Annotated in this window: 19 protein-coding genes; 8 read left to right on the top strand and 11 right to left on the bottom strand. The window is 71.7% G+C overall.

The annotated features are described in order from the left end of the window. Positions 1 to 12: 12 nt before the first annotated feature. Positions 13 to 1,251: a Mur ligase family protein gene (locus ABT360_RS13860; RefSeq protein ID WP_351814727.1), complete on the bottom strand. Its 1,239-nt coding sequence runs from the start codon at positions 1,249 to 1,251 to the stop codon at positions 13 to 15. Between the two features lie 114 nt (positions 1,252 to 1,365). Between ABT360_RS13860 and def the strand changes: the two genes are divergently transcribed. Next, positions 1,366 to 1,911, top strand: a complete 546-nt coding sequence (gene def / locus ABT360_RS13855; protein ID WP_351814725.1) for a peptide deformylase — start codon at positions 1,366 to 1,368, stop codon at positions 1,909 to 1,911. 45 nt (positions 1,912 to 1,956) lie between these two features. Here the strand turns inward: def and ABT360_RS13850 are convergent, their stop codons facing one another. Beyond that, complete coding sequence (locus tag ABT360_RS13850) at positions 1,957 to 2,610, bottom strand: TetR family transcriptional regulator (RefSeq protein WP_351814724.1); 654 nt, start codon at positions 2,608 to 2,610, stop codon at positions 1,957 to 1,959. A 137-nt stretch (positions 2,611 to 2,747) separates the two neighbouring features. Here ABT360_RS13850 and ABT360_RS13845 point away from each other — a divergent pair, with 137 nt between their 5' ends. Beyond that, on the top strand, positions 2,748 to 3,974 hold the full coding sequence (locus tag ABT360_RS13845) for an acyl-CoA dehydrogenase family protein (RefSeq protein WP_351814722.1): 1,227 nt from the start codon (positions 2,748 to 2,750) through the stop codon (positions 3,972 to 3,974). 22 nt (positions 3,975 to 3,996) lie between these two features. Here the strand turns inward: ABT360_RS13845 and ABT360_RS13840 are convergent, their stop codons facing one another. The 6 genes from ABT360_RS13840 to ABT360_RS13815 all read right to left on the bottom strand — a co-directional run bounded on the left by ABT360_RS13840 (position 3,997) and on the right by ABT360_RS13815 (position 11,426). Next, entirely contained in the window at positions 3,997 to 4,536 is a 540-nt protein-coding gene (locus ABT360_RS13840) for a PASTA domain-containing protein (protein ID WP_351814720.1), read from the bottom strand. A gap of 156 nt (positions 4,537 to 4,692) precedes the next feature. Further along, positions 4,693 to 5,613 (bottom strand): carbohydrate ABC transporter permease, encoded by a 921-nt coding sequence (locus ABT360_RS13835; protein ID WP_351814719.1) that lies wholly within the window; start codon positions 5,611 to 5,613, stop codon positions 4,693 to 4,695. Then, positions 5,610 to 6,941 (bottom strand): carbohydrate ABC transporter permease, encoded by a 1,332-nt coding sequence (locus ABT360_RS13830; RefSeq protein WP_351814717.1) that lies wholly within the window; start codon positions 6,939 to 6,941, stop codon positions 5,610 to 5,612. Before ABT360_RS13830 ends, ABT360_RS13835 begins: the two co-directional genes overlap by 4 nt. Positions 6,942 to 6,945: 4 nt before the next feature. Next, positions 6,946 to 8,271: an ABC transporter substrate-binding protein gene (locus ABT360_RS13825; protein ID WP_444852238.1), complete on the bottom strand. Its 1,326-nt coding sequence runs from the start codon at positions 8,269 to 8,271 to the stop codon at positions 6,946 to 6,948. Next, positions 8,268 to 9,959 carry a glycoside hydrolase family 13 protein gene (locus ABT360_RS13820; RefSeq protein WP_351814714.1) on the bottom strand — a complete coding sequence of 564 codons (1,692 nt, stop codon included), beginning with the start codon at positions 9,957 to 9,959 and terminating at the stop codon, positions 8,268 to 8,270. Before ABT360_RS13820 ends, ABT360_RS13825 begins: the two co-directional genes overlap by 4 nt. 192 nt (positions 9,960 to 10,151) lie before the next feature. Further along, on the bottom strand, positions 10,152 to 11,426 hold the full coding sequence (locus tag ABT360_RS13815) for an ABC transporter substrate-binding protein (protein WP_351814712.1): 1,275 nt from the start codon (positions 11,424 to 11,426) through the stop codon (positions 10,152 to 10,154). A 124-nt stretch (positions 11,427 to 11,550) separates the two neighbouring features. Here ABT360_RS13815 and ABT360_RS13810 point away from each other — a divergent pair, with 124 nt between their 5' ends. From ABT360_RS13810 to ABT360_RS13795, 4 genes are read left to right on the top strand one after another with little or no spacing between them, the layout of a single operon-like run. Continuing rightward, positions 11,551 to 12,066, top strand: coding sequence for a PadR family transcriptional regulator (locus tag ABT360_RS13810; protein ID WP_351814710.1), 516 nt, complete (start codon positions 11,551 to 11,553; stop codon positions 12,064 to 12,066). Then, a complete protein-coding gene (locus ABT360_RS13805; RefSeq protein WP_351814708.1) occupies positions 12,063 to 12,821 on the top strand; it encodes an ABC transporter ATP-binding protein in 759 nt (252 codons plus the stop codon). Before ABT360_RS13810 ends, ABT360_RS13805 begins: the two co-directional genes overlap by 4 nt. Before the next feature lie 6 nt (positions 12,822 to 12,827). Next, positions 12,828 to 15,113, top strand: a complete 2,286-nt coding sequence (locus ABT360_RS13800) for an ABC transporter permease (protein WP_351814706.1) — start codon at positions 12,828 to 12,830, stop codon at positions 15,111 to 15,113. A 53-nt stretch (positions 15,114 to 15,166) separates the two neighbouring features. Beyond that, on the top strand, positions 15,167 to 15,685 hold the full coding sequence (locus ABT360_RS13795; protein ID WP_351814704.1) for a thermonuclease family protein: 519 nt from the start codon (positions 15,167 to 15,169) through the stop codon (positions 15,683 to 15,685). Positions 15,686 to 15,690: 5 nt separating this feature from the next. Here ABT360_RS13795 and ABT360_RS13790 read toward each other — a convergent pair whose 3' ends face one another. Then, positions 15,691 to 16,179 carry a glutathione peroxidase gene (locus ABT360_RS13790; protein WP_351814703.1) on the bottom strand — a complete coding sequence of 163 codons (489 nt, stop codon included), beginning with the start codon at positions 16,177 to 16,179 and terminating at the stop codon, positions 15,691 to 15,693. Positions 16,180 to 16,251: 72 nt separating this feature from the next. Here ABT360_RS13790 and ABT360_RS13785 point away from each other — a divergent pair, with 72 nt between their 5' ends. Then, a complete protein-coding gene (locus ABT360_RS13785) occupies positions 16,252 to 16,461 on the top strand; it encodes a DUF6011 domain-containing protein (protein WP_351814701.1) in 210 nt (69 codons plus the stop codon). A 3-nt stretch (positions 16,462 to 16,464) separates the two neighbouring features. Here ABT360_RS13785 and ABT360_RS13780 read toward each other — a convergent pair whose 3' ends face one another. Together ABT360_RS13780 and ABT360_RS13775 are read right to left on the bottom strand one after the other, a co-directional pair. Beyond that, complete coding sequence (locus ABT360_RS13780; RefSeq protein WP_351814699.1) at positions 16,465 to 17,331, bottom strand: acyl-CoA thioesterase; 867 nt, start codon at positions 17,329 to 17,331, stop codon at positions 16,465 to 16,467. Between the two features lie 12 nt (positions 17,332 to 17,343). Next, the gene (locus tag ABT360_RS13775; protein WP_351814698.1) at positions 17,344 to 19,857 is read right to left on the bottom strand and encodes a DEAD/DEAH box helicase; all 2,514 of its coding nucleotides are present in this window, start codon (positions 19,855 to 19,857) and stop codon (positions 17,344 to 17,346) included. 122 nt (positions 19,858 to 19,979) lie between these two features. Here ABT360_RS13775 and ABT360_RS13770 point away from each other — a divergent pair, with 122 nt between their 5' ends. After that, complete coding sequence (locus tag ABT360_RS13770) at positions 19,980 to 20,771, top strand: metal-dependent hydrolase (protein WP_351814696.1); 792 nt, start codon at positions 19,980 to 19,982, stop codon at positions 20,769 to 20,771. Positions 20,772 to 20,794 lie beyond the last annotated feature (23 nt).

Below are 20,794 nucleotides of genomic sequence, written 5' to 3'. Positions count from 1 at the left end.
TCCTTCTGGGGGTCAGTTGCCGACGCGGCGGCGGACGTCCTGGAACGCGGTGTAGTTGGCGATCAGCTCGATCCGCCCGGGCGGGGAGAGCTGCACCGCCTCGTCGACGGTCTCGCAGACCCGGAAGTCCAGGCCCGCGACTTCGAGCCGCACCGCGAGGTCCAGCCGGCGGTCGCCGATGACCACGATCGGGTGCCCGGCCAGCCGCGTGTAGTCCACGTCCCACAGCCAGGAGGTGTCCGTGCCGTCCGCGCCACGGGCGTTGACCGACAGGATGACCGGCGTCGGCGGCGGGTCGATCAGCGAAAATGTTTCGAGCCAGCCCGCCGGGTTCTTCGCCAGGAGCAGCCGCAGGTCACGGCCCTGGAACGAGACCACGTCGTACCGGCCGGCCACCGCCTGCACCTGGTACATGCGCTCCAGCGCCACCTGCGGCGGTACGCCGAAGACGGCCGCGACGGCCGCCGAGGTGGCGGCGTTCGCCCGGTTGGCGCGGCCCGGCAGCTGGAGGTGGATCGGCCAGGCCGAACCGTGCGGGTCCAGCACGTGGTCGCCGCTGAGCGCCCAGCTGGGGGCGGGGCGGCGGAAGCCGCACTCACCGCAGAACCAGTCGTCGCCGGGGCGCTGCATCACACCGCCGCAGGCGGGGCAGGACCAGGCGTCGTCCTTCCACTCCTGACCGGCCGCCACCCACACGACGTTGGGGGAGGAGGACGCGGCCCAGACGACGAGCGGGTCGTCGGCGTTGGCGATGACGACCGCCTTCGAGCCGGACAACCCCTCGCGCCACTTCTCGGCGAGCATCCGCGTCTCGGCGGCGCGGTCGAGCTGGTCGCGCGAGAGGTTGAGCAGCGCGATCGCCTTGGGCGCCACGTCGCGCGCGACGCCGGCGAGGTACTTCTCGTCGACCTCGATCACGCCGTACTTGGCGTCCGAGCCGCCGGCGAGGGCGGAGGTGATGCCCGCCGGCATGTTCGCGCCGAGCGCGTTCGAGACGACCGGGCCGCTGGCCCGCAGTGCCTCGGCGATCAGCCGGGTGGTGGTGGTCTTGCCGTTGGTCGCCGACACCAGGACGACGTCCAGATGCTGCGCGAGCCGCCCCAGCAGTTCGGGGTCGAGCTTGAGCGCCACCCGGCCGCCGATCACCGATCCGCTGCCGCGTCCCGCCGCGCGAGACACCGCCGCTGCGGCCTTGCCTGCCGTCACGGCCAGCTTGGCGCGCGGCGACAGCGGCTCCGAGTTGCCTGCCATCGTCCTTGTTCCTCCTAGCGTGGGTCCGGGCTCAGCCTATCGAGATCCGGCCGGGCGCCCGAACCGCGCCACCTGCCGAAACCCTCCGGCGGGGTGGAACGTACGCTGGACGCCATGCGAAACCGGCCGATCCCCGGCAGTTCCGGCCATGTACGGGCCATGTCACTGCTCGGCGACCCGGTCCTGCACACCCCCTGTGAGCCCGTCACCGACTTCGGTCCGTCCCTGTCGCGGCTCGTCGAGGACATGTTCGCCACGATGTACGCGGCCCAGGGCGTGGGCCTCGCGGCCAATCAGGTCGGGGTGGGCCTGCGGGTCTTCGTCTACGACTGCCCCGACGACGAGGACGTCCGCCACCTCGGCCACCTCGTCAACCCGCGCCTGGTGGAGGCGGACGGTGTCACGGTGCGCGGCCCGGAGGGCTGCCTGTCCCTGCCGGGCCTCGAGGCGGGTACGGAACGCTTCGACCGCGCGGTGGTCGAGGGCGTCGACCTGCTGGGCGCGCCGGTGCGCGTGGAGGGCACGGGCTTCTTCGCCCGCTGCCTCCAGCACGAGTGCGACCACCTGGACGGCACGGTCTACACGGACCGCCTCACCGGCTGGCGCCGCACGAAGGCCCTCCGCGCGGCGCGCCGGGCGAAGTGGGCCGTCCGCCGCTGACGGCCGTTTCCGACGCCCGCCCGCGCCCGGCCCCTGACGGCCCCGTCAGAACCCCGGGCCGCCCGTCCTGTCGTCCACCTGCTCCAGGCGGCCCCAGAGCAGGTCCGCCAGGCCCCGTACCAACTCCTCCCGCGAACAGGGGCGTTCGCCGAGCCACCAGTCGCCCGCCGCGTGCATCATGCCGACGATGCCGTGGCCCCACACCCGGGCCATCACCTCGCTGTTCGGTCCCAGGTCGACGCGCTCGGCGATCACCCGGGCGAGTTCCTCGCCCATGCGGCGCAGCACCGGCGCCGAGTGGCGTCCTATGTCGAAGCCCTGCTCCGACTGCTGCCCGGTGCCGGTGTCCTCCGAGGGGTGCATCAGGAACCGGTACACCTGGGGGCGCGCCTCGATGGCGGCGAGGTAGGTGTCGAGCGTCGCCTCCACCCGCTCGCGCCGGTCGGCGGGCGCGTCGAGCGCCGACTGCAGGGCGGACAGCAGGGCGTCCGTGTGGCGCTTGGCGAGCGCGCGGTACAGGCCGCCCTTGTCGCCGAAGTGGCGGTAGAGGATCGGCTTGGTGATGCCGGCCTCGGCGGCGATGGCGTTCATGGACGCCTGTGGCCCGTCACGGAGGACCACGCGGTCGGCGGCCTCGAGCAGTTCGCGTCGCCGCTGGTCGGCCGACCGCTGCTGGTCGGTCCGGTGTGTGGTCTCCATAGCGTGTCTCTCCCCGCCCGTGCGATGTCCCTAAGACCCGCGCAACGTAACACCCACCCCGCCGGGGCCGCCGGTTGACAGCGGCTACTTACCGGTAACAGACTGCGGTTACCGTAAGTAACACGCCGGGAGGGAACATGGCCGAGTTCACGTTTGAACTCAACGACGACCAGAAGCAGGTCCGTGACTGGCTGCACGGCTTCGCCAAGGACGTGATCCGACCGGCCGCCTCCGAGTGGGACGAGCGTGAGGAGACCCCCTGGCCGATCATCCAGGAGGCCGCCAAGGTCGGCATCTACTCCCTCGACTTCTACGCCCAGCAGTTCTTCGACCCCACCGGTCTCGGCATCCCCATGACCATGGAGGAGCTGTTCTGGGGCGACGCGGGCATCGCCCTGTCCATCGTCGGCACGGGCCTGGCGGCCGTCGGCGTCCTCGCCAACGGCACCGAGGAGCAGATCGGCACCTGGATCCCGCAGATGTACGGCGACCCCGACGACGTCAAGGTCGCCGCCTTCTGCTCCTCCGAACCCGACGCGGGTTCGGACGTCGCCGCCATGCGTACCCGCGCGGTGTACGACGAAGCCAAGGACGAGTGGGTCCTCAACGGCACCAAGACCTGGGCCACCAACGGCGGCATCGCCAACGTCCATGTCGTCGTCGCCGTCGTCGACCCCGAGCTCGGCTCCAAGGGCCATGCCTCCTTCATCGTCCCGCCGAACACCCCCGGCCTCTCCCAGGGGCAGAAGTTCAAGAAGCACGGCATCCGCGCCTCCCACACCGCCGAGGTCGTCCTCGAGGACGTCCGCGTCCCCGGCTCCTGCCTGCTGGGCGGCAAGGAGAAGCTCGACGAGCGTCTCGCCCGCGCCCGGGAGAAGGCCAAGGCGGGCGGCGAGAGGGTCAAGAACGCCGCCATGGCCACCTTCGAGGCGTCCCGCCCCGCCGTCGGCGCCATGGCCGTGGGCACCGCCCGCGCCGCGTACGAAGTGGCCCTGGACTACGCCAAGACCCGCGTCCAGTTCGGCCGCCCCATCATCGACAACCAGGGCGTCGCCTTCCAGCTGGCCGACATGCGCACCCAGATCGACGCCGCCCGGCTCCTGGTCTGGCGCGCCTCCTGGATGGCCACCACCGGGAAGCCGTTCACCTCCGCCGAGGGCTCGATGTCCAAGCTCTACGCGAGCGAGGTCGCCAAGAAGGTCACCGCCCAGGCCGTCCAGATCCTCGGCGGCAACGGCTTCACCCGTGAGTACCCGGTGGAGCGGATGCACCGCGACAGCGCGATATACACCATCTTCGAGGGCACGAGCGAGGTCCAGCGCCTCGTCATTGCCCGCACCCTGTCGGGGATGCCGATCCGCTGACGCCATCCGGCCCCCGGATTCCCTAGGGGCAGCTTTCGGTCAGCTTCACCGCGCCGAAGTCCAACTCGGAGTCGGTGGCGATGACCGTGCCGGGCTCGTGGTTCTGCGTACAGACCGTCCAATTGCGGTCGAGCACCTGCATGCGGCCGGCTCCCGTGCTGTCGTGCGAGGTGAGGACGTAGAGGCCTTCCGCCTGCGCCGCATCCTGGGCGGCTTGCAGGTCCATGCCCACGAAGTCCGGCACGGTGACCTTCTCGCTCGGCTCCTCGACGGCGGGTGCCGGCTTTGCCGCATCCTGCGAAACCGCGGCCTTCGGCTGCGGCGCCACGGGTGCCGCGGTAACGGTCCTGGTAACCGTGGGTGCGGGGCGGGAGCCGGCGGTCACCTTCGTATCGCCGCTGCCTGAGCTGCCGATGCCCACACCGACCAGGAACAGGACGAGGGCGGCAGGGATGACGATGCGCTTCCGCGCCCATCGCGGACCGTCACCGGGCCCCGCACCGGGCGGCTCCGCCCACTGCGGTTGCTTCGGCTGCTGCGGAGGCTGGGTGTTCCACGCCATGATGTTCCCCCAAGGGTGATGAAAGAGGAACCGACCGTAACGGCGTCCATCTGCCCCGGGTGAGGGTCTCGTTCCGTTGGTGATGGAATCGTGACTGTTGTGGATCTGCCGTGGCCTGCGGTCAGTTGTCGGCCGACCGCGGGCCACGACGTACCGTCACTTGACGGACCCCGCCATCACGCCCTGGACGAAGTGCCGTTGGAAGGCGAAGAACACCACCACCGGCACGACCAGGGAGAGGAAGGCGCCGGGCGCCAGGACGTCGATGTTGCTGCCGAACTGACGCACCTGCGACTGGAGTTCCACCGTCAGGGGCTGTGAGGAGCTGTCGGCGAACAGCAGCGCCACCAGCATGTCGTTCCACACCCACAGGAACTGGAAGATCGCCAGGCTGGCGATCGCGGGCCGGCCCACCGGCAGGACCAGCTGGGTGAAGATCCGCCACTCGCCGCCGCCGTCCATCCGCGCGGCCTCCAGCATCTCGCGCGGGATGTCGGCGAAGTAGTTGCGCAGCAGGAAGACCGCGAACGGCAGCCCGTACGCGACGTGGAACAGCACCACGCCCGGGATCGTGCCGAACAGGCCCAGCTGCCCGAAGAGCTTGGCGACCGGCAGCAGGCCCACCTGGACGGGGACCACCAGCAGCGCCACCACCGCCAGGAAGATCCAGTCGCGGCCGGGGAACTCCAGCCAGGCGAAGGCGTACCCGGCGAGCGCCGCGAGGACCACGACGAGGACGGTCGTGGGCACCGAGATCAGCACGGTGTTCCAGAACGCCCGGGTGATGCCCGCGTTGCCCAGCAGCGCCGTGTAGTTGTCGAAGGACAGCTGACCCGGGCCGGTCAGCGCGGTCCACCAGCCGCTCGCCGCGTTGTCGTTGGCCGAGCGCAACGAGGACAGCAGCAGCCCGGCCACCGGGGTGATCCAGACGAGTCCGACGACCGCCAGGAACGCCTGGACCAGCCCGTTGCCCAGCCAGCGGCGCAGCCGGCCGCCCCGCGGGCGGGCCGCCGCGGGCCGGGCGGGCGGGGGAGGAGCGGACGGTTTCGACGGAGGTGCGGTGACGGTCGCGCTCATGACTGGCTCCTGCGGAAGCGGCGGACGTTGAACACCATGGCCGGGATCACCAGCAGCAGGAGCAGGACGCCGAGCGCACTGCCCAGCCCCTGGTTGTTGCCGCCGCCGAAGGAGACGAGCCACATCTGGGTGGCGAGGACCGTGGCGTCCTCCTGCACCGGGCCCGGCGCGATGATGTAGATCAGGTCGAAGACCTTCATCACATTGATCACCAGGGTCACGAAGACCACCGTCAGCACCGGCGCCAGCAGCGGCACGGTGATCCGGCGGAACACCTGCCACTCGCTCGCCCCGTCCATCCGGGCCGCCTCCAGCGCGTCACGCGGCAGCGACGACAGCCCGGCGCCGATGAGCACCATGGCGAAGCCGGTCCAGATCCACAGGTAGGCGCCGATGATCGCCGGGGTGACGAGCGCCGGGCCGAGCCAGGAGACGCCCTCGTAGGGCGGTGCGAAGTTCGCCGCGGGCAGCCGTACGGTGTACGAGCCGTCCGTGAGGTCCGCGAAGCGGAACGAGCCGTCGGCCGCCGTCGTCGCCGTGGCGACCGCCTTTCCGTCCCGTACGGCCTCCACCGCCATTCCCGGCAGGCCGCGTTCGGCCGGGTCGATCACTCCCGGCCGCCCCCCGCCGCCGGGAGTGAAGTCCAGGTAGACGACACCGCGCACCTCGTCCGCGGCGGCTTTCGCGGCGGAGGCGGGCTTCGCCTCCGCGGGCATCTCCTTGGGGGGTACGCCCACCAGCCCGAGGTTCACGGCGCTGCCCGGCGAGACGGCCTCGGCCGTGCCGTACGACCCGTCCGGGGCCTTCTCCAGACCCTGGTCCTCCCGGGGGCGGGCGGCCGGGTACGAGGACGTCTCCTGGAAGACGTCGTGCACGCCGACCACCGCCGCGTTGAGCACGCCCTTGTCGGGGTCCTCCTCGTAGGCGAGCCGGAAGATGATGCCCGCCGCCAGGAAGGAGACGGCCATCGGCATGAACAGCAGCAGTTTGAACGCGGTGGCCCAGCGGACCTTCTCCACCAGTACGGCGAGGACCAGGCCGAGCCCGGTGAGCAGCGTCGGGGCGACGACCACCCAGATGGCGCTGTTGCGGATGGCGGTCAGGGTGGCGGGGTCGCGGAACATCTCCGCGTAGTTCTCCCCGCCGACGAACCGGGTCCCGGCCGCGTCGAAGAAGCTGCGGCCGACGGAGAACAGGACCGGGTAGACGACCAGCGCGCCGAGGAGCAGCAGCGCCGGCAGGACGAAGGCGACGGCGATGGTCCGCCGGCGGCGCTGGGCGCGCCGCCGGGGACTCGCGGCCCCCACGGGAGTGGTGAGGGTGGTCATGTCGTCAGCCCTTGTACGCCTTGGCCGCCGCGGCTTCGAGCGCCGCCGCGGTGGCCGCCGGGTTCGACGGGTCGCGCAGGAAGTCCTGGAGCAGCTTCCACTCGCCCACGCCCTTGGTGCCGCCGAAGGAGGCCGGCGCCTGGTCCGACATGTCGAAGCGCACCGAATCCCCGGCGTCGATCAGCGACTTGGCCGTCTCACGCAGCGTGTCGTCACCGTACGAGGCGAGGTCCAGCCTCTTGTTGGGGGAGAGGAATCCGCCCGCCTCGGCCCACACGGCCGCCGCCTCGGGGCCGGCCAGGTACTCCAGGAACGCCGTCGCGGCCTTCTGGTTCTTGCCGTCCTTCAGGACGACGGCGGCGTCACCGCCGCTGACCACCGGCTCCTTGCCGCCCGCGACCGCGGGGAAGGGGAAGAAGCGGGCGTCCTCGCCGATCTTCTTGCCGAACTGGTCCTTGGCTATACCCGCGACGAAATCGCCCTCGTACACCATCCCGGCCTCGGGGTCGGGGCCGAAGACCTTCTCCACGGAGCCGGGGAAGTCGGTGCCCAGCGCGCCCTTCTGGCCGCCCGCGATCAGCTTCTTGTCGGAGAACAGCTTGCCGAGGGTGGTCAGGGCCTTCACCACCGTGGGGTCGGTCCACGGGATCTCGTGCCGGGCGAGCTGGTCGTACTTCTCGGGACCGGCCTGGGAGAGGTAGATGTTCTCGAACCAGTCGGTGAGCGTCCAGCCGTCCTCACCGGCGACCGCGAAGGCCGGCAGTCCGGAGTCGGAGACCGCCTGCCCGCTCTTGAGCATCTCCTCGTACGTCTTCGGCGGCTTGACGCCCGCCTGCTCGAACGCCTCCGGGCTGTACCAGACGGTCGACTTGTGGGCGGCCTTGAAGTACAGGCCGTACAGCTTCCCGTCGACCGAGCCGTACTCCTTCCACACCGGCGCGTAGTTGGAGTCGACGGCACCCGCGGTCTTGCCGGACAGCGGCTTGAGCCAGCCCTTCTTCGCGAACTGCTGGAGCACGCCGACCTGGGGGACCATCACCACGTCCGGGGCGTTGCCTCCCTCGATCTTGCTGCCGACGACCGTGGAGACGTTGTCACCGGTCGACGTGAACCGGGTCTTGGCCCCGGTCTTCTCGGTGAAGGCGTCCAGCACCTTCTGGAAGTTCTTCTGCTCGGCGCCGGACCACACACCGGCCACGTTGAGGGTCTGGCCGCTGAGTTCCTTGCTCCCGCCGCCCGCGCTCACCGGGCCGCCGCCGCAGGCGGTCGCCCCCAGGGCCAGGGTCAGCGCCGAACAGCACGCCATCGCCATCCGTCGTCGCGTCATCATCGTGATACCTCCGAGGTGGTGTGGTCACCGGTCCACCAGGCGGCGGTGGATCCGGGCAGTACGCCGGCCGGGCAAGGGCCGCTGGACAGCAGGGGGGCGCCGGAGACCGGTGCGGGGACCGGGTCGGCGGTGAAATTGACGGCGCAGACGAGGCCCTCACCGCGCTCGAAGGCCAGGACGCCGGGCGGCGCCTGAAGCCAGCGCAATGTGCCCTCGCCCAACTGCGGCAGGCCGTGCCGCAGTTGGAGGCCGTCGCGGTACAGGTGCCAGAACGAGCGCGTGTCGGCGAGCGCCCGGTCGGTGGCGTGCTCCGCGAACCAGCCGGGCTGCGGCAGCCACGGCTTGGCGCTCTCGGCGCCGGTGCTGAACCCGAACGGCGAGGCGTGCCCCGACCACGGCAGCGGTACGCGGCAGCCGTCACGGATCCGGGCCCGGCTGCCGGTGCGCCGGAAGATCGGGTCGGTGAGCACCTCGTCCGGCAGGTCCACGACCTCCGGCAGGCCCAGCTCCTCGCCCTGGTAGATGTAGGCGGCGCCCGGCAGCGCCAGCATCAGCAGGGCCGCGGCGCGCGCCCGGGCGGCGCCCAGGCCGCTGCCCTCGGTGCCGGACTCGCCGTAGCGGGTCACCGTGCGCACCTGGTCGTGGTTGTTGAGCACCCAGGTGACGGTGGAACCGGTGCCCGCGATGTCCCGGATCGCCTCGTCGATGACCGTGCGGAAGGTGTCGGCGTCCCAGGGGGCGCTCAGCAGGTCGAAGAAGAACGCCTGGTGCAGCTCGTCGGGGCGGACGTACTTGGCGTGCTCACGGGCGGTCGGTACGGACACCTCGCCGACCAGCAGCCGTTCGCGGCCGTCGCGGGCCGTGTACTCCTCGCACACCGCGCGCCAGTGACGCCACACGTCGTGCACCTCGGGCTGGTTCCAGGCGAGCGGGTTGACCGAGTCGCGGGTGCGGGCGTCGGCCTCCGGGTCGGGGGAGTCCGGCAACTCCGGGTGCTTGAACAGCCCGGCGGCCACGTCGATGCGGAATCCGTCGACGCCCCGGTCCAGCCAGAACCGCAGCACATGGTCGAAGTGGGCGGCCACCTCGGGGTTGCGCCAGTTCAGGTCCGGCTGCTCGGGCGTGAACATGTGCAGGTACCACTGGCCGGGCGTGCCGTCCTGCTCGGTCACCCGGCTCCAGGCGGGACCGCCGAACATGGCGTGCCAGTTGTTGGGCGGAACGTCCCCGCCGGGGCCGCGGCCCTCGGCGAAGTGGAACCGGGCGCGGGCCTCGCTGCCGGGGGCGGAGGCGAGCGCCTCGCGGAACCAGGCGTGCTCACTGGAGCAGTGGTTGGGGACGATGTCCAGCAGCACCTTGATGCCGAGCCGGTGCGCGTCGGCCACCAGCCGGCTGAACTCGGCCAGGTCGCCGAAGACGGGGTCCACATCGCAGTAGTCGGCGACGTCATAGCCGTGGTCGGCCTGCGGTGACGGGTAGAAGGGGCTCAGCCAGATGCCGTCGACGCCGAGCTTCTTGAGATACGGAAGTCCGGCGCGGACCCCGGCGAGGTCGCCGATGCCGTCACCGGTGCTGTCCAGGAAGCTGCGGACGTACACCTGATAGATCACCGCGTCGCGCCACCAGGGGTGGGCGGACCGGTGCGTGAGGTGCTGCGAGAGGCCGTCGTCGGCCGGAGCTGTGAGCATCACCCGTTGACCTGTTTCTTCGTGAAGGGGTGCGCGCCAACCAGAGCGGGTAGCGGTTATGCATGCATGTTAGGTAGGGATGGCGAGAGGGTGTCAACGATGGTGCAGAAAACAGCGGAAATTGGCGGCTTATGTCCGGGTGTATCCCGCAGATGGGACAGCTGGGATTGCCTAACGGTTAACTATCCGGGCTCAGCGGCGCCCGGCGATGGCCGCGAGCTCCCCGGCGAGCCGCCGCACGGCCGCCTCGGGTGTCTGGCGCTGCGCCATCGCGTCATGCGCCACCGCCTGCACGGCCAGGCTGACCTGCTGGTAATGCGGGCTCTTGGGGCGTGGCGCCGCGGCCAGCACGCTGGCCCGCAAGGTGGGCAGGTAGGGGAACCGGCGCACCAGGGCCGGGTCCTCGTAGAGCGCCGCCCGCACCGGCGGCAGGGCGCCCTCGGTCAGCACGCGGCGCTGTACGTGCTCACTCGTGAGGTACGCGATGAGGTCACGCGCCGAGTCCGGGTGCCGCGCGTGGCTGCTCACCGCGAGGTTCGACCCGCCCAGCACGCTCGTGCCCGGCCCCTCGGGCCCCGGCAGCGGCACCGCGCCGAACTTCCCCGCCACCCGGGAGTCCTCGCCGGAGGCGCCGGCGTAGGCGTACGGCCAGTTGCGCAGGAACAGCAGCCGGCCGTCCTGGAAGGCCTGCCGGGACTCCTCCTCGGTGTAGGCCAGCGCCTCCCGGGGGATCCAGCCGTCCCGTACGCCCCGCGCCAGGAAGCCGATCCCCGCGCGCGCCGCCGCCGAGTCGACCGTGACCCGCTCGCCCTCGTCGCCGAGGATCGTGCCGCCCGCCGAGTACACCGCCTCGGCGGCGTTCACCGTCAGCCCCTCGTACGGCAGGAACTGGCCCGCGTACCCCCCGAGGCCGTACCTCGGGGCGAGCGTCCGCGCCTGGCGCTCCAGCTCCGCCCAGGTGCGCGGCGGCCGCTCGCCCTCGCGGTCGAGGACGTCCTTGCGGTAGAAGAGCATTCCGGCATTCGTGACATAGGGGACGGCGTACAGCTTTCCGTCGTACGTCGCGGTGTCCACCACCGGGGGCAGGAAGCTGTTCAGCGGGAACCGCTCGCGGTCCACGGGGGCGATCCACCCGGCCGCGGCGAACTCCGACGTCCAGGCCACGTCGATGTTGAGCACGTCGAACCGGCCCGCACCCGACCGCAGGTCCGTGATCATCTGGGACCGGGTCTCGTCCGCCGAGTCGGGCAGCTCGACCAGCGTCACCTTCTCGCCCGGGTGCGCGCGGTTCCAGCCGTCCAGCACCCGGCCCAGATAGCCGGTGAGGTCGCCGGCCGTGGCCAGGGTCATCGGACCCCGCCCGCCGTCGGGTGCCCGGCCCGCCGGGGCGGTGCCGGAGGCCGCGTACCCGGTCAAAATGACCATGGCGACCAAGAGACCCCTACCCGCGGCACGTATCCACCGCATAGGTTCCTCCCAGCGCACCCGGCGCATGACATCGGCGTCCGCGTCTCGGGCATGTATACCCGTTAGGCATGGGCGATACTAGAGCCCACATCACATCGGGAGCACGCGGAGGAGGACAGCACGGGTGCGCCTTCCCCTCCTCGCCCTCCTGGCCCGGGGCCCCGCCCACGGCTACGAGCTCAAGCAGGACCTTGAGCAACTGCTGGGCGCCGCGTACCCTCCCACCAACGTCGGCCAGATCTACGTGACCCTGGGCCGGCTGGAGAAGTCCGGCCTCATCGAGGGCGAGGAGATCGCCCAGGAGAGCCGGCCCAACAAAAAGATCTACCGCCTCACCGACGCCGGGCAGGAAGCACTGCGCGCCTGGTTCGAGGAGACGGCCGACGAACCGAGGGTCCGGGACGAGTTCTTCATGAAACTCGCCCTCGCCCCGCGCACCGGGCTCGCCGACCAGATCGCCCTCATCAACAAACAGCGACGCGAGTACCTCAACACCATGCGCAACCTCTCCAAGCTGGCCGCGACCGAAGACCGGGACAACCGCATATCGCACCTGCTGATCGAGGGCGCCATGCTCCACCTCCAGGCCGACCTCGACTGGCTGGAGCGCTGCCAGGAGGAACTGGAGGACCTGCAATGACGGACACCTCCATACCGCTGCTGCGCGCCGAGGGCCTCACCAAGACCCACCACGGCGAGGGCGCCCCCGCCCACGCCGTACGCGGAGTCGACCTCGCCGTACGGCACGGCGAATTCGTCGCCGTCACCGGCCCGTCCGGCGCCGGGAAGTCCACGCTGCTGCACCTGCTCGGCGGCCTCCAGCGCCCCGACAGCGGCTCCCTGTGGCTCGACGGCGAGCGTACGGACGACTACAGCGAGGCGCGGTGGGCGATCGAGCGGCGCCGCCGCATCGGCATCGTCTTCCAGTTCTTCAACCTCGTCTCCAACCTGACCGTCGCCGACAACGTCGAACTGCCCGCCCTGCTGGCCGGCACCCCCGCCAAGCAGGCCCGCGCCGAGCGCGAGAAGCTCCTGGCCGAGCTGGGCCTGGAAGGCAAGGCCCGCAGCATGCCCGGCGAGCTGTCCGGCGGCGAACAGCAGCGCGTCGCCCTCGCCCGCGCCCTGGTCAACCAGCCGCGCCTGCTCCTCGCCGACGAACCGGCCGGCAGCCTGGACAGCAAGGGGACCCGCGAGGTCATGCGACTGCTGACCCGCTTCCACCAGCGCGGCCAGACCATCGTCCTCGTCACCCACGACGCACGGCTCGCCAGCGCCGCGGACCGGGTGATCAGCTTCTTCGACGGCCGGATAGCCGACGACGCCGAGCTCGGCGGAACGCCGCCGCGCCGCACCGGCCCGGCCGGGGTCATCGCGCTGAACGAACTGAAGGACTGACCGGCGGTGCGGGCCATGCTGCGCTGGGCGCACGCCGATCTTCGGACCCACCGGGGCGAGGCGCTGTTCCTCGTCGCCGCCACCGCCGGCATCGTCGCCTCCCTGCTGCTCGCCACCGCGCTGTTCGGGTACGCGACGAACCCCTGGCAGCGGGTCTTCACCCAGTCCCGCGGCGCCCACATCTGGATCCACACCGGCCCCGCCACCGACACCGGACGGCTCGCCGCGCTCGACGGCGTCGCCGACGTGTCCGGCCCGTACCGCACCGCCACCACCACCGCCGCCTCGCGCGGCGCCCGCGCGGGCGTGGAACTGCGCGCCACCGGCGCAGGCCTCCCGCCGACGGGCCGCCCGCTGATCACCTCCGGCCGCTGGCTCGACCCCGCCACGCCCGACGGGGTCGTCCTCGAAGCGGGCCTCGCCCGCGCCCTGTGGGCCGAGCCGGGCGACCGCCTCACCGTCGCGGGCCGCACGCTGACCGTCCTGGGCGTCGCCGAGACCGCCGAGCGCCGCTACCACCCCGGCGAACGGCCCGGCACCGTCTGGGCTCTGCCGCGCGCCGTCCCCGACGACCGCACCGTCGGCCAGGTCGTCGGACTGCGGCTCGCCGACCCCGACGACACCGACTACATGGTCCAGCGCGCCGTCACCACGCTCGGCGCGGGCGCCGTCAGCGACGTCTCCACCTGGCAGCAGGCCCGCGCCGACGCGCAAGGGGACACCAAACTGCTCGGCCAGGTCCTCGGGCTCTTCGGCCTCGGCGCCCTCATCGCCGCCGCGCTCGCCGTGTTCGGCGCCATCAGCACACGCGTGCGCGGCCACCTCCGGGACATCTCCGTCCTCAAGGCCGTCGGCTTCACCCCCGGCCAGGTCGTACGGATCTTCCTCGTCCAGCACCTGGCGTTCGCCGTGTTCGGCGCCGCCCTGGCCGTGCTGGCCGTCCGGACCCTGGGCGGCCGCCTTCCGGGGCGGCTCGGCGACGCCGTCCAGGTCTGGCAGGGCCTGCCGGGCCACCTCCCGGCCCTCCTGCTCGTCCCGGTCGCGGCCGTGCTGTTCATCGGGGCGGCCACCTGCCTGGCCGCCTGGCGGGCGGGCCGCGTACCGCCCGTACCGGTCCTGCCCCCGGCCGCCGCGCCCGGCGGAGGGCTGTCCGGCGCGGCCAGGAAGGCGCTCGCGCTGCGCGTACCGCCCGCGCTGGTCCTCGGCTGGCACCGGGCCTTCGGGCGGGGGCGCCGCGCCCCGGCCACCATCGTGCGCCTCGCCCTGCCGCTGCTGCTGATCACCGTGGCGCTCGGCGCGTGGACCACCATCGAACGCTTCGACAGCCGCCCCGAACAGGTGGGCCTCGCCGCCGCGCTCACCGCCCGCCCCGACGACACGCTCACCGACCGCGACGCGACCGCGCTGCTCGCGGCCAACCGCAACGTCACCGCCGCCCATCCCGGCCTGGAGGTCGCCGCCCTGGTGCCCGGCCAGACCGGCACCATCGCCCTGCGCGGCCTCGGCACCCGCGAGCGGCCCTACCCGTACTCCATCGCCGAGGGCCGCCCCGCGCACGGCCCCGACGAGGCCGTCGCCGGGCAGGGCCTGCTCGACCTGCTCGGCGCCCGCGTCGGCGACTGGGTACGGCTGACCGTCGGCGGCCACCCGCAGGTGCTGCACATCGTCGGCCGCAGCATCGAACCGGAGAACGGCGGCCGGGTCGTCTCCACCTCGCTCGACACCCTCCGCGAGAACGATCCCGGCCTGCGCCCCAGCCTCTACCAGCTCCAACTGCGCCCCGGCGCGGACCCCCGCGCGGTCAGCGCCGAACTCGCCGACGCCTCCGCGGGCCGGCTCGACATCCACGAGGTCACCAGCCCCGCCGACCGCCTCTCCGCGCTGCGCGGCGTCGTCGCCGGGCTGATCGCCGTCCTCGCCCTCATCGGCCTCACCGAACTGTCCACCGCCATCGGCGGCACCGTCCGGGACGGCGAACGCGACCTGCTCGCCCTGAAGGCCATCGGCCTGTCCCCGCGCCAGATCACCACCGTCACGGTCACCGCCATCGGCTGCGCCGCCCTGGCCGCCGCCCTCGTCGGCACCGCCCTCGGCGTCCCCTTCGCCCACTGGCTGATCGACCACGAGGCCCACGCCACCGGCATCGGCGCCGGCATCGCCCACGCCCCGCCCCCGCTCCACCTCCTGGCGCTCATCGTGGCCGCCGTCGCCGGCGCGGCCGCCCTCGCCGCCCTCCCCGCCGCCCGCGCCACCCGCCACCGCCTGGCGGACACCCTCAGCGCGGTGGCCTGACCCTCCGGGCGGTGCTGTACTGAAAGAGACGGACCGCATCGAGAGGGGGCGACATGCACTCTTCCCCCCGCAGTCGGACCAGTGCCGTCCTGGCTTCACTCGCCGTCGTCGTGGGACTCGGTGGAGTGGCTCCCACCACGACGCCGGCGCAGGCCGCCCCACCCGGCCCGATCGTGCTCCGCGTCATCGACGGCGACACGTTGGAGGTGCGCGGCACCGGCAGGGTCGTTCCCGACGGTGCCATCGCCCGCGTACGCCTGCTGGAGATCGACACACCCGAGAGGGGGGAGTGCTTCAGCCGCGAGGCCGCGGCCCGCACCGCCGAACTGATCCCGCCCGGAACCAGGCTGCGCTCGGAGCGTGACGTGGAGCTCAAGGACCGGTTCGGCCGCTACCTGCTCTATGTGTGGAACCAGCAGGGCGTCTTCGTCAACGAGTCGCTGGTCCGCAGCGGTCACGCCACGAGCGTGCTGTTCGAGCCCAACGACAAGTACTGGAAGACGATGACCGGGGCCCAGGCCGCGGCCCGGCAGGCCGGCGCCGGCCTGTGGTCCGCGTGCCCGGCCCCCTGACGCCGTCAGGCTCCCGGCAGCCGCGCCTCGATCGCCGCGACCAGCTCGGCCGCCTCCGGCTCCGTGCGCGGGCGGAAGCGGGTGACCTCGCCGTGCGGGGAGATCAGGAACTTCTCGAAGTTCCACTGGACGTCCCCGGCCTCGCCGTCCGCGTCCGCGGTCTTCGTCAGTTCCCCGTACAGCGGGTGCCGGTCCGGGCCGTTGACGTCCGTCTTCTCCAGCATCGGGAACGTCACGCCGTACGTCGCCGAGCAGAACGTGCCGATCTCCTCGGCCGTGCCCGGCTCCTGGCCGCCGAACTGGTTGCACGGCACGCCCAGGACCGTGAAGCCCCGGTCGCCGTACGTCTTCTGGAGCCGCTCCAGGCCCTCGTACTGCGGGGTCAGACCGCACTTGGAGGCGACGTTGACCACCAGGACCACCTTGCCCTCGTACGCGGCCAGGGTCGTCGGGTCACCGGACAGGGTGCGCAGCGGGATGTCGTACAGGGACATGCGGGACTCCTCCTCGAAGGGCACTGCCAACAGGGTCGATCAAAACATGCCCCGCCTGGTAGACAGACGGGTGTGCACCAGGAACAGCCTCCGCTGGAGACCGAGCCCGCTGCCACCGGCCCACGGCCGGTGCGGTGCCGGCTGTGCGGGCGGCCGCTGACCGGCGCCGCCTCCCGGCGCACCGGCCTCGGGCCCGCCTGCGATGCCAAGCTGCACCCGGCCGGGCCCGACATCAGGACCCGGCGCCACGAGGTGGAGCAGGACGCGTTGCCGGGCCTGTAGGGCTCAGTGGCGGCGGAACAGGCCCTCCTGTACCACCGACACCAGCAGCCGCCCCTCGCGGTCGTAGATCCGGCCGCGCGCCAGACCCCGGCCACCCGTCGCGATCGGGGACTCCTGGTCGTACAGGAACCACTCGTCGGTACGGAACGGGCGGTGGAACCACATGGCGTGGTCCAGCGACGCCATGTCGAACCCCCGTGGGCCCCACAGCGGTTCGATCGGGATCCGGACCGCGTCCAGCAGGGTCATGTCGGAGGCGTACGTCAGCGCGCACGTGTGGACCAGCGGGTCGTCACCGAGCGGGCCCACCGCGCGCATCCACACCGCGCTGCGCGGGTCGGCGTCCTTGACCTCCTCCGCCGTCCACCGCAGCCGGTCGACGTACCGGATGTCGAACGGCATGCGCCGCGCCATCCGCTCCATCGCCTCCGGCAGCGCGCCCAGGTGCTCCCGCACCTCGTCCGCCACCGACGGCAGCGACTCCGGCGGCGGGAAGTCCAGGCGCGGCGGCAGCTGGTGCTCGAAGCCCGCCTCCTCCGGCTGGTGGAAGGACGCCGTCAGGTTGAAGATCGTCTTGCCGCGCTGGATCGCGGTCACCCGCCGTGTGGTGAACGACCGCCCGTCCCTCACCCGTTCGACCTGATACACGATCGGCAGGCCCGGGATACCGGGCCGCAGGAAGTACGCGTGCAGCGAGTGGACCGGACGGTCGCCCTCCGTGGTGCGGCCGGCCGCGACCAGGGCCTGGCCGGCGACCTGCCCGCCGAAGACCCGTTGCAGGGACTCCTGCGGGCTCGCGCCGCGGAAGATGTTGACCTCGATCTGCTCCAGGTCGAGCAGGTCGACGAGTCGCTCGGCGGGGTTGGTCATCCACGGGTCCTTTCAGAGCTGGCCGACGTCGGTGACGCGGACGATCGCGCGGCCCTCCTCGTCCGAGGCCGCCAGGTCCACCTCCGCGCTGATGCCCCAGTCATGGTCGCCGTTCGGGTCGGCGAAGGTCTGCCGGACGCGCCACAGGCCGTGTTCCGGGTCCTCCTCGATGGCCAGCAGCTTCGGCCCCCGCGCGTCCGGGCCGGTGCCGAGGTCGTCGTACTCGTCCCAGTACGCGTCCATCGCCTCCGCCCACCGCTCCTCGTCCCAGCCGGACTCGGCGTCCATCTCGCCCAGCTCCTGGAGCTGGTCCAGCGCGGCCAGCTCGACGCGGCGGAACATCGCGTTGCGCACCAGGACGCGGAAGGCGCGGGCGTTGGCCGTGACCGGCTTGACCTGGTCGGCCTTCTCCTGGGCCTCCTCGGCGGTCTCGACCTCCGGGTTGGCCAGCTGCTCCCATTCGTCCAGCAGCGAGGAGTCGACCTGCCGCACCATCTCGCCGAGCCAGGCGATCAGGTCCTCCAAGTCCTCCGTCTTGAGGTCGTCCGGGATGGTGTGGTCCAGCGTCTTGTACGCGGACGCCAGGTAGCGCAGCACGATGCCCTCGGTGCGCGCCAGCTCGTAGAACGACGTGAACTCCGTGAAGGACAGCGCCCGTTCGTACATGTCACGGATGACGGACTTCGGCGAGACGGGGTGGTCACCGACCCACGGGTGCGACTTCTTGTACGTGTTGTAGGCGTGCCACAGCAGCTCTTCCAGCGGCTTCGGGTACGAGATGTCCTGGAGCCGCTCCATCCGCTCCTCGTACTCGACGCCGTCCGCCTTCATCGCGCCGACCGCCTCGCCCCGCGCCTTGTTCTGCTGGGCGGCGAGGATCTGGCGCGGGTCGTCCAGCGTCGACTCGACGACCGACACCATGTCCAGGGCGTACGACGGCGACTCGGGGTCCAGCAGGTCGAACGCCGCGAGCGCGAACGTCGACAGCGGCTGGTTGAGCGCGAAGTCCTGCTGGAGGTCCACGGTGAGCCGGATGGTGCGGCCCTCGGCGTCGGGCCTGTCGAGCTGCTCGACGACCCCGCCGTCCAGCAGGGAGCGGTAGATCGCGATGGCGCGCCGGATGTGCCGCAGCTGGTTCTTGCGCGGCTCGTGGTTGTCCTCCAGGAGCCGGCGCATCGCCTGGAACGCGTCTCCCGGCCGCGCGATCACCGACAGCAGCATGGTGTGGGTGACGCGGAAGCGCGAGGTCAGCGGCTCCGGGTCGGAGGCGATCAGCTTCTCGAAGGTGTTCTCGGTCCAGCCGACGAAGCCCTCGGGGGCCTTCTTCCGCACCACCTTGCGGCGCTTCTTCGGGTCGTCGCCCGCCTTGGCGAGCGCCTTCTCGTTCTCGATGACGTGCTCGGGCGCCTGCGCCACCACGAGCCCGGCCGTGTCGAAGCCGGCGCGACCGGCCCGGCCCGCGATCTGGTGGAACTCGCGGGCACGCAGCGTGCGCACCCGGTTGCCGTCGTACTTGGTGAGCGCGGTGAACAACACCGTACGGATCGGGACATTGACCCCGACGCCGAGGGTGTCCGTCCCGCAGATCACCTTCAGCAGACCCGCCTGCGCCAGCTTCTCGACCAGGCGCCGGTACTTGGGCAGCATGCCGGCGTGGTGGACACCGATGCCGTGCCGTACGTACCGCGAAAGGTTCTTGCCGAACTTGGTGGTGAAACGGAAGTTGCCGATCAGCTCGGCGATCTTGTCCTTCTCCTCGCGCGAGCACATGTTGATGCTCATCAGCGACTGCGCCCGCTCCACGGCCTGCGCCTGGGTGAAGTGGACGATGTAGACCGGCGCCTGCTTGGTCTCCAGCAGCTCGGTCAGCGTCTCCGTGATGGGCGTGAGCCGGTACTCGTACGACAGCGGGACCGGGCGGGTCGCCGAGCGGACCACCGAGGTGGGGCGGCCGGTGCGGCGCGTGAGGTCCTTCTCGAACATCGCCACGTCGCCGAGCGTCGCCGACATCAGGACGAACTGGGCCTGCGGCAGCTCCAGCAGCGGGATCTGCCAGGCCCAGCCGCGGTCCGGCTCGGCGTAGAAGTGGAACTCGTCCATCACGACCTGGCCGATGTCCGCGTGCCTGCCGTCACGCAGCGCGATCGACGCCAGCACCTCCGCCGTGCAGCAGATCACGGGCGCGTCGGCGTTCACGGACGCGTCGCCGGTCAGCATGCCCACGTTCTCGGTGCCGAACAGCTTGCACAGGTCGAAGAACTTCTCCGACACCAGCGCCTTGATCGGCGCGGTGTAGAACGTCACCTGGTCGTTCGCCAGCGCGGTGAAGTGGGCACCGGCCGCGACCAGCGACTTCCCGGAGCCGGTCGGGGTGGAGAGGATCACATTGGCCCCGGAGACCACCTCGATCAGCGCTTCCTCCTGGGCCGGGTACAGGGTGATGCCCCGCTCCTCGGCCCATGACGAGAAGGCCTCGAAGAGGGCATCGGGGTCGGCGTCCGGCGGCAGCTGATCGATAAGGGTCACGCCCCCATCTTGCCTGGCCCGTGCCCGGAAGGGGGAACCGGCCGCTCATATGAAGATCACGAACGGTAGGCTGTCCCGTCAACCGGGGTGCAGGACAAGAGCAAACGGGGCGGGGAACGCACATGATGGGACCGGCGCACTCACTCTCCGGGGCGGCCGCGTGGCTGGGAGTGGGGGCCGCGACGGCCGCCGCGGGCCACCCGATGCCATGGCCCGTGCTCGTCGTCGGGGCCCTGATCTGCGCCGGCGCGGCGCTCGCGCCCGACCTCGACCACAAGTCGGCGACCATCTCGCGGGCCTTCGGACCCGTCTCGAAGACCCTCTGCGAGATCGTCGACAAGCTCTCGTACGCCGTCTACAAGGCGACCAAGACGCGGGCCGACGCCCGCAGGAGCGGCGGCCACCGCACCCTCACACACACCTGGGTGTGGGCCGTGCTGTGCGGCACGGGGGCGTCCGTGCTCGCCATCACGGGCGGCCGGTGGGCGGTCCTCGGAATCCTCTTCGTCCACCTGGTGCTGGCGGTGGAGGGCCTGCTGTGGCGGGCGGCCCGGATGTCCAGCGACGTTCTGGTGTGGCTGCTGGGCGCCACCAGCGCGTGGATCCTCGCGGGCGTCCTGGACAAGCCGGGCAACGGCGCGGACTGGCTGTTCACCGCGCCCGGCCAGGAGTACCTGTGGCTCGGCCTGCCGATCGTGCTGGGCGCCCTCGTCCATGACATCGGCGACGCCCTGACCGTCTCGGGCTGCCCGATCCTCTGGCCGATCCCGGTCGGGGGCAAGCGCTGGTATCCGGTCGGCCCCCCGAAGGGGATGCGGTTCCGCGCGGGCAGCTGGGTGGAGCTCAAGGTCCTGATGCCCGCGTTCATGCTGCTGGGCGGGGTGGGCGGGGCCGCCGCACTCAACTTCATCTGACGGTCACGGGGGCCGCCGATCCG

This window comes from Streptomyces sp. NPDC000229, assembly GCF_040300825.1.
Classification (GTDB): domain Bacteria; phylum Actinomycetota; class Actinomycetes; order Streptomycetales; family Streptomycetaceae; genus Streptomyces.
The sequence above is the reverse complement of the archived record's forward strand: the minus strand, read 5'-3'. Positions and strand labels throughout refer to the sequence as shown.

What these genes read in the sequence shown, in the direction of transcription:
- ABT360_RS13795 (WP_351814704.1), top strand. Translation starts at nt 15,167, where the DNA reads ATGCACTCTTCCCCCCGCAGTCGGACCAGTGCCGTCCTGGCTTCACTC.
- ABT360_RS13840 (WP_351814720.1), bottom strand. Translation starts at nt 4,536, where the DNA reads ATGGCGTGGAACACCCAGCCTCCGCAGCAGCCGAAGCAACCGCAGTGG.
- ABT360_RS13825 (WP_444852238.1), bottom strand. Translation starts at nt 8,271, where the DNA reads ATGATGACGCGACGACGGATGGCGATGGCGTGCTGTTCGGCGCTGACC.
- ABT360_RS13805 (WP_351814708.1), top strand. Translation starts at nt 12,063, where the DNA reads ATGACGGACACCTCCATACCGCTGCTGCGCGCCGAGGGCCTCACCAAG.
- def (WP_351814725.1), top strand. Translation starts at nt 1,366, where the DNA reads ATGCGAAACCGGCCGATCCCCGGCAGTTCCGGCCATGTACGGGCCATG.
- ABT360_RS13770 (WP_351814696.1), top strand. Translation starts at nt 19,980, where the DNA reads ATGATGGGACCGGCGCACTCACTCTCCGGGGCGGCCGCGTGGCTGGGA.
- ABT360_RS13835 (WP_351814719.1), bottom strand. Translation starts at nt 5,613, where the DNA reads ATGAGCGCGACCGTCACCGCACCTCCGTCGAAACCGTCCGCTCCTCCC.
- ABT360_RS13790 (WP_351814703.1), bottom strand. Translation starts at nt 16,179, where the DNA reads ATGTCCCTGTACGACATCCCGCTGCGCACCCTGTCCGGTGACCCGACG.
- ABT360_RS13780 (WP_351814699.1), bottom strand. Translation starts at nt 17,331, where the DNA reads ATGACCAACCCCGCCGAGCGACTCGTCGACCTGCTCGACCTGGAGCAG.
- ABT360_RS13820 (WP_351814714.1), bottom strand. Translation starts at nt 9,959, where the DNA reads ATGCTCACAGCTCCGGCCGACGACGGCCTCTCGCAGCACCTCACGCAC.
- ABT360_RS13850 (WP_351814724.1), bottom strand. Translation starts at nt 2,610, where the DNA reads ATGGAGACCACACACCGGACCGACCAGCAGCGGTCGGCCGACCAGCGG.
- ABT360_RS13830 (WP_351814717.1), bottom strand. Translation starts at nt 6,941, where the DNA reads ATGACCACCCTCACCACTCCCGTGGGGGCCGCGAGTCCCCGGCGGCGC.
- ABT360_RS13815 (WP_351814712.1), bottom strand. Translation starts at nt 11,426, where the DNA reads ATGCGGTGGATACGTGCCGCGGGTAGGGGTCTCTTGGTCGCCATGGTC.
- ABT360_RS13845 (WP_351814722.1), top strand. Translation starts at nt 2,748, where the DNA reads ATGGCCGAGTTCACGTTTGAACTCAACGACGACCAGAAGCAGGTCCGT.
- ABT360_RS13860 (WP_351814727.1), bottom strand. Translation starts at nt 1,251, where the DNA reads ATGGCAGGCAACTCGGAGCCGCTGTCGCCGCGCGCCAAGCTGGCCGTG.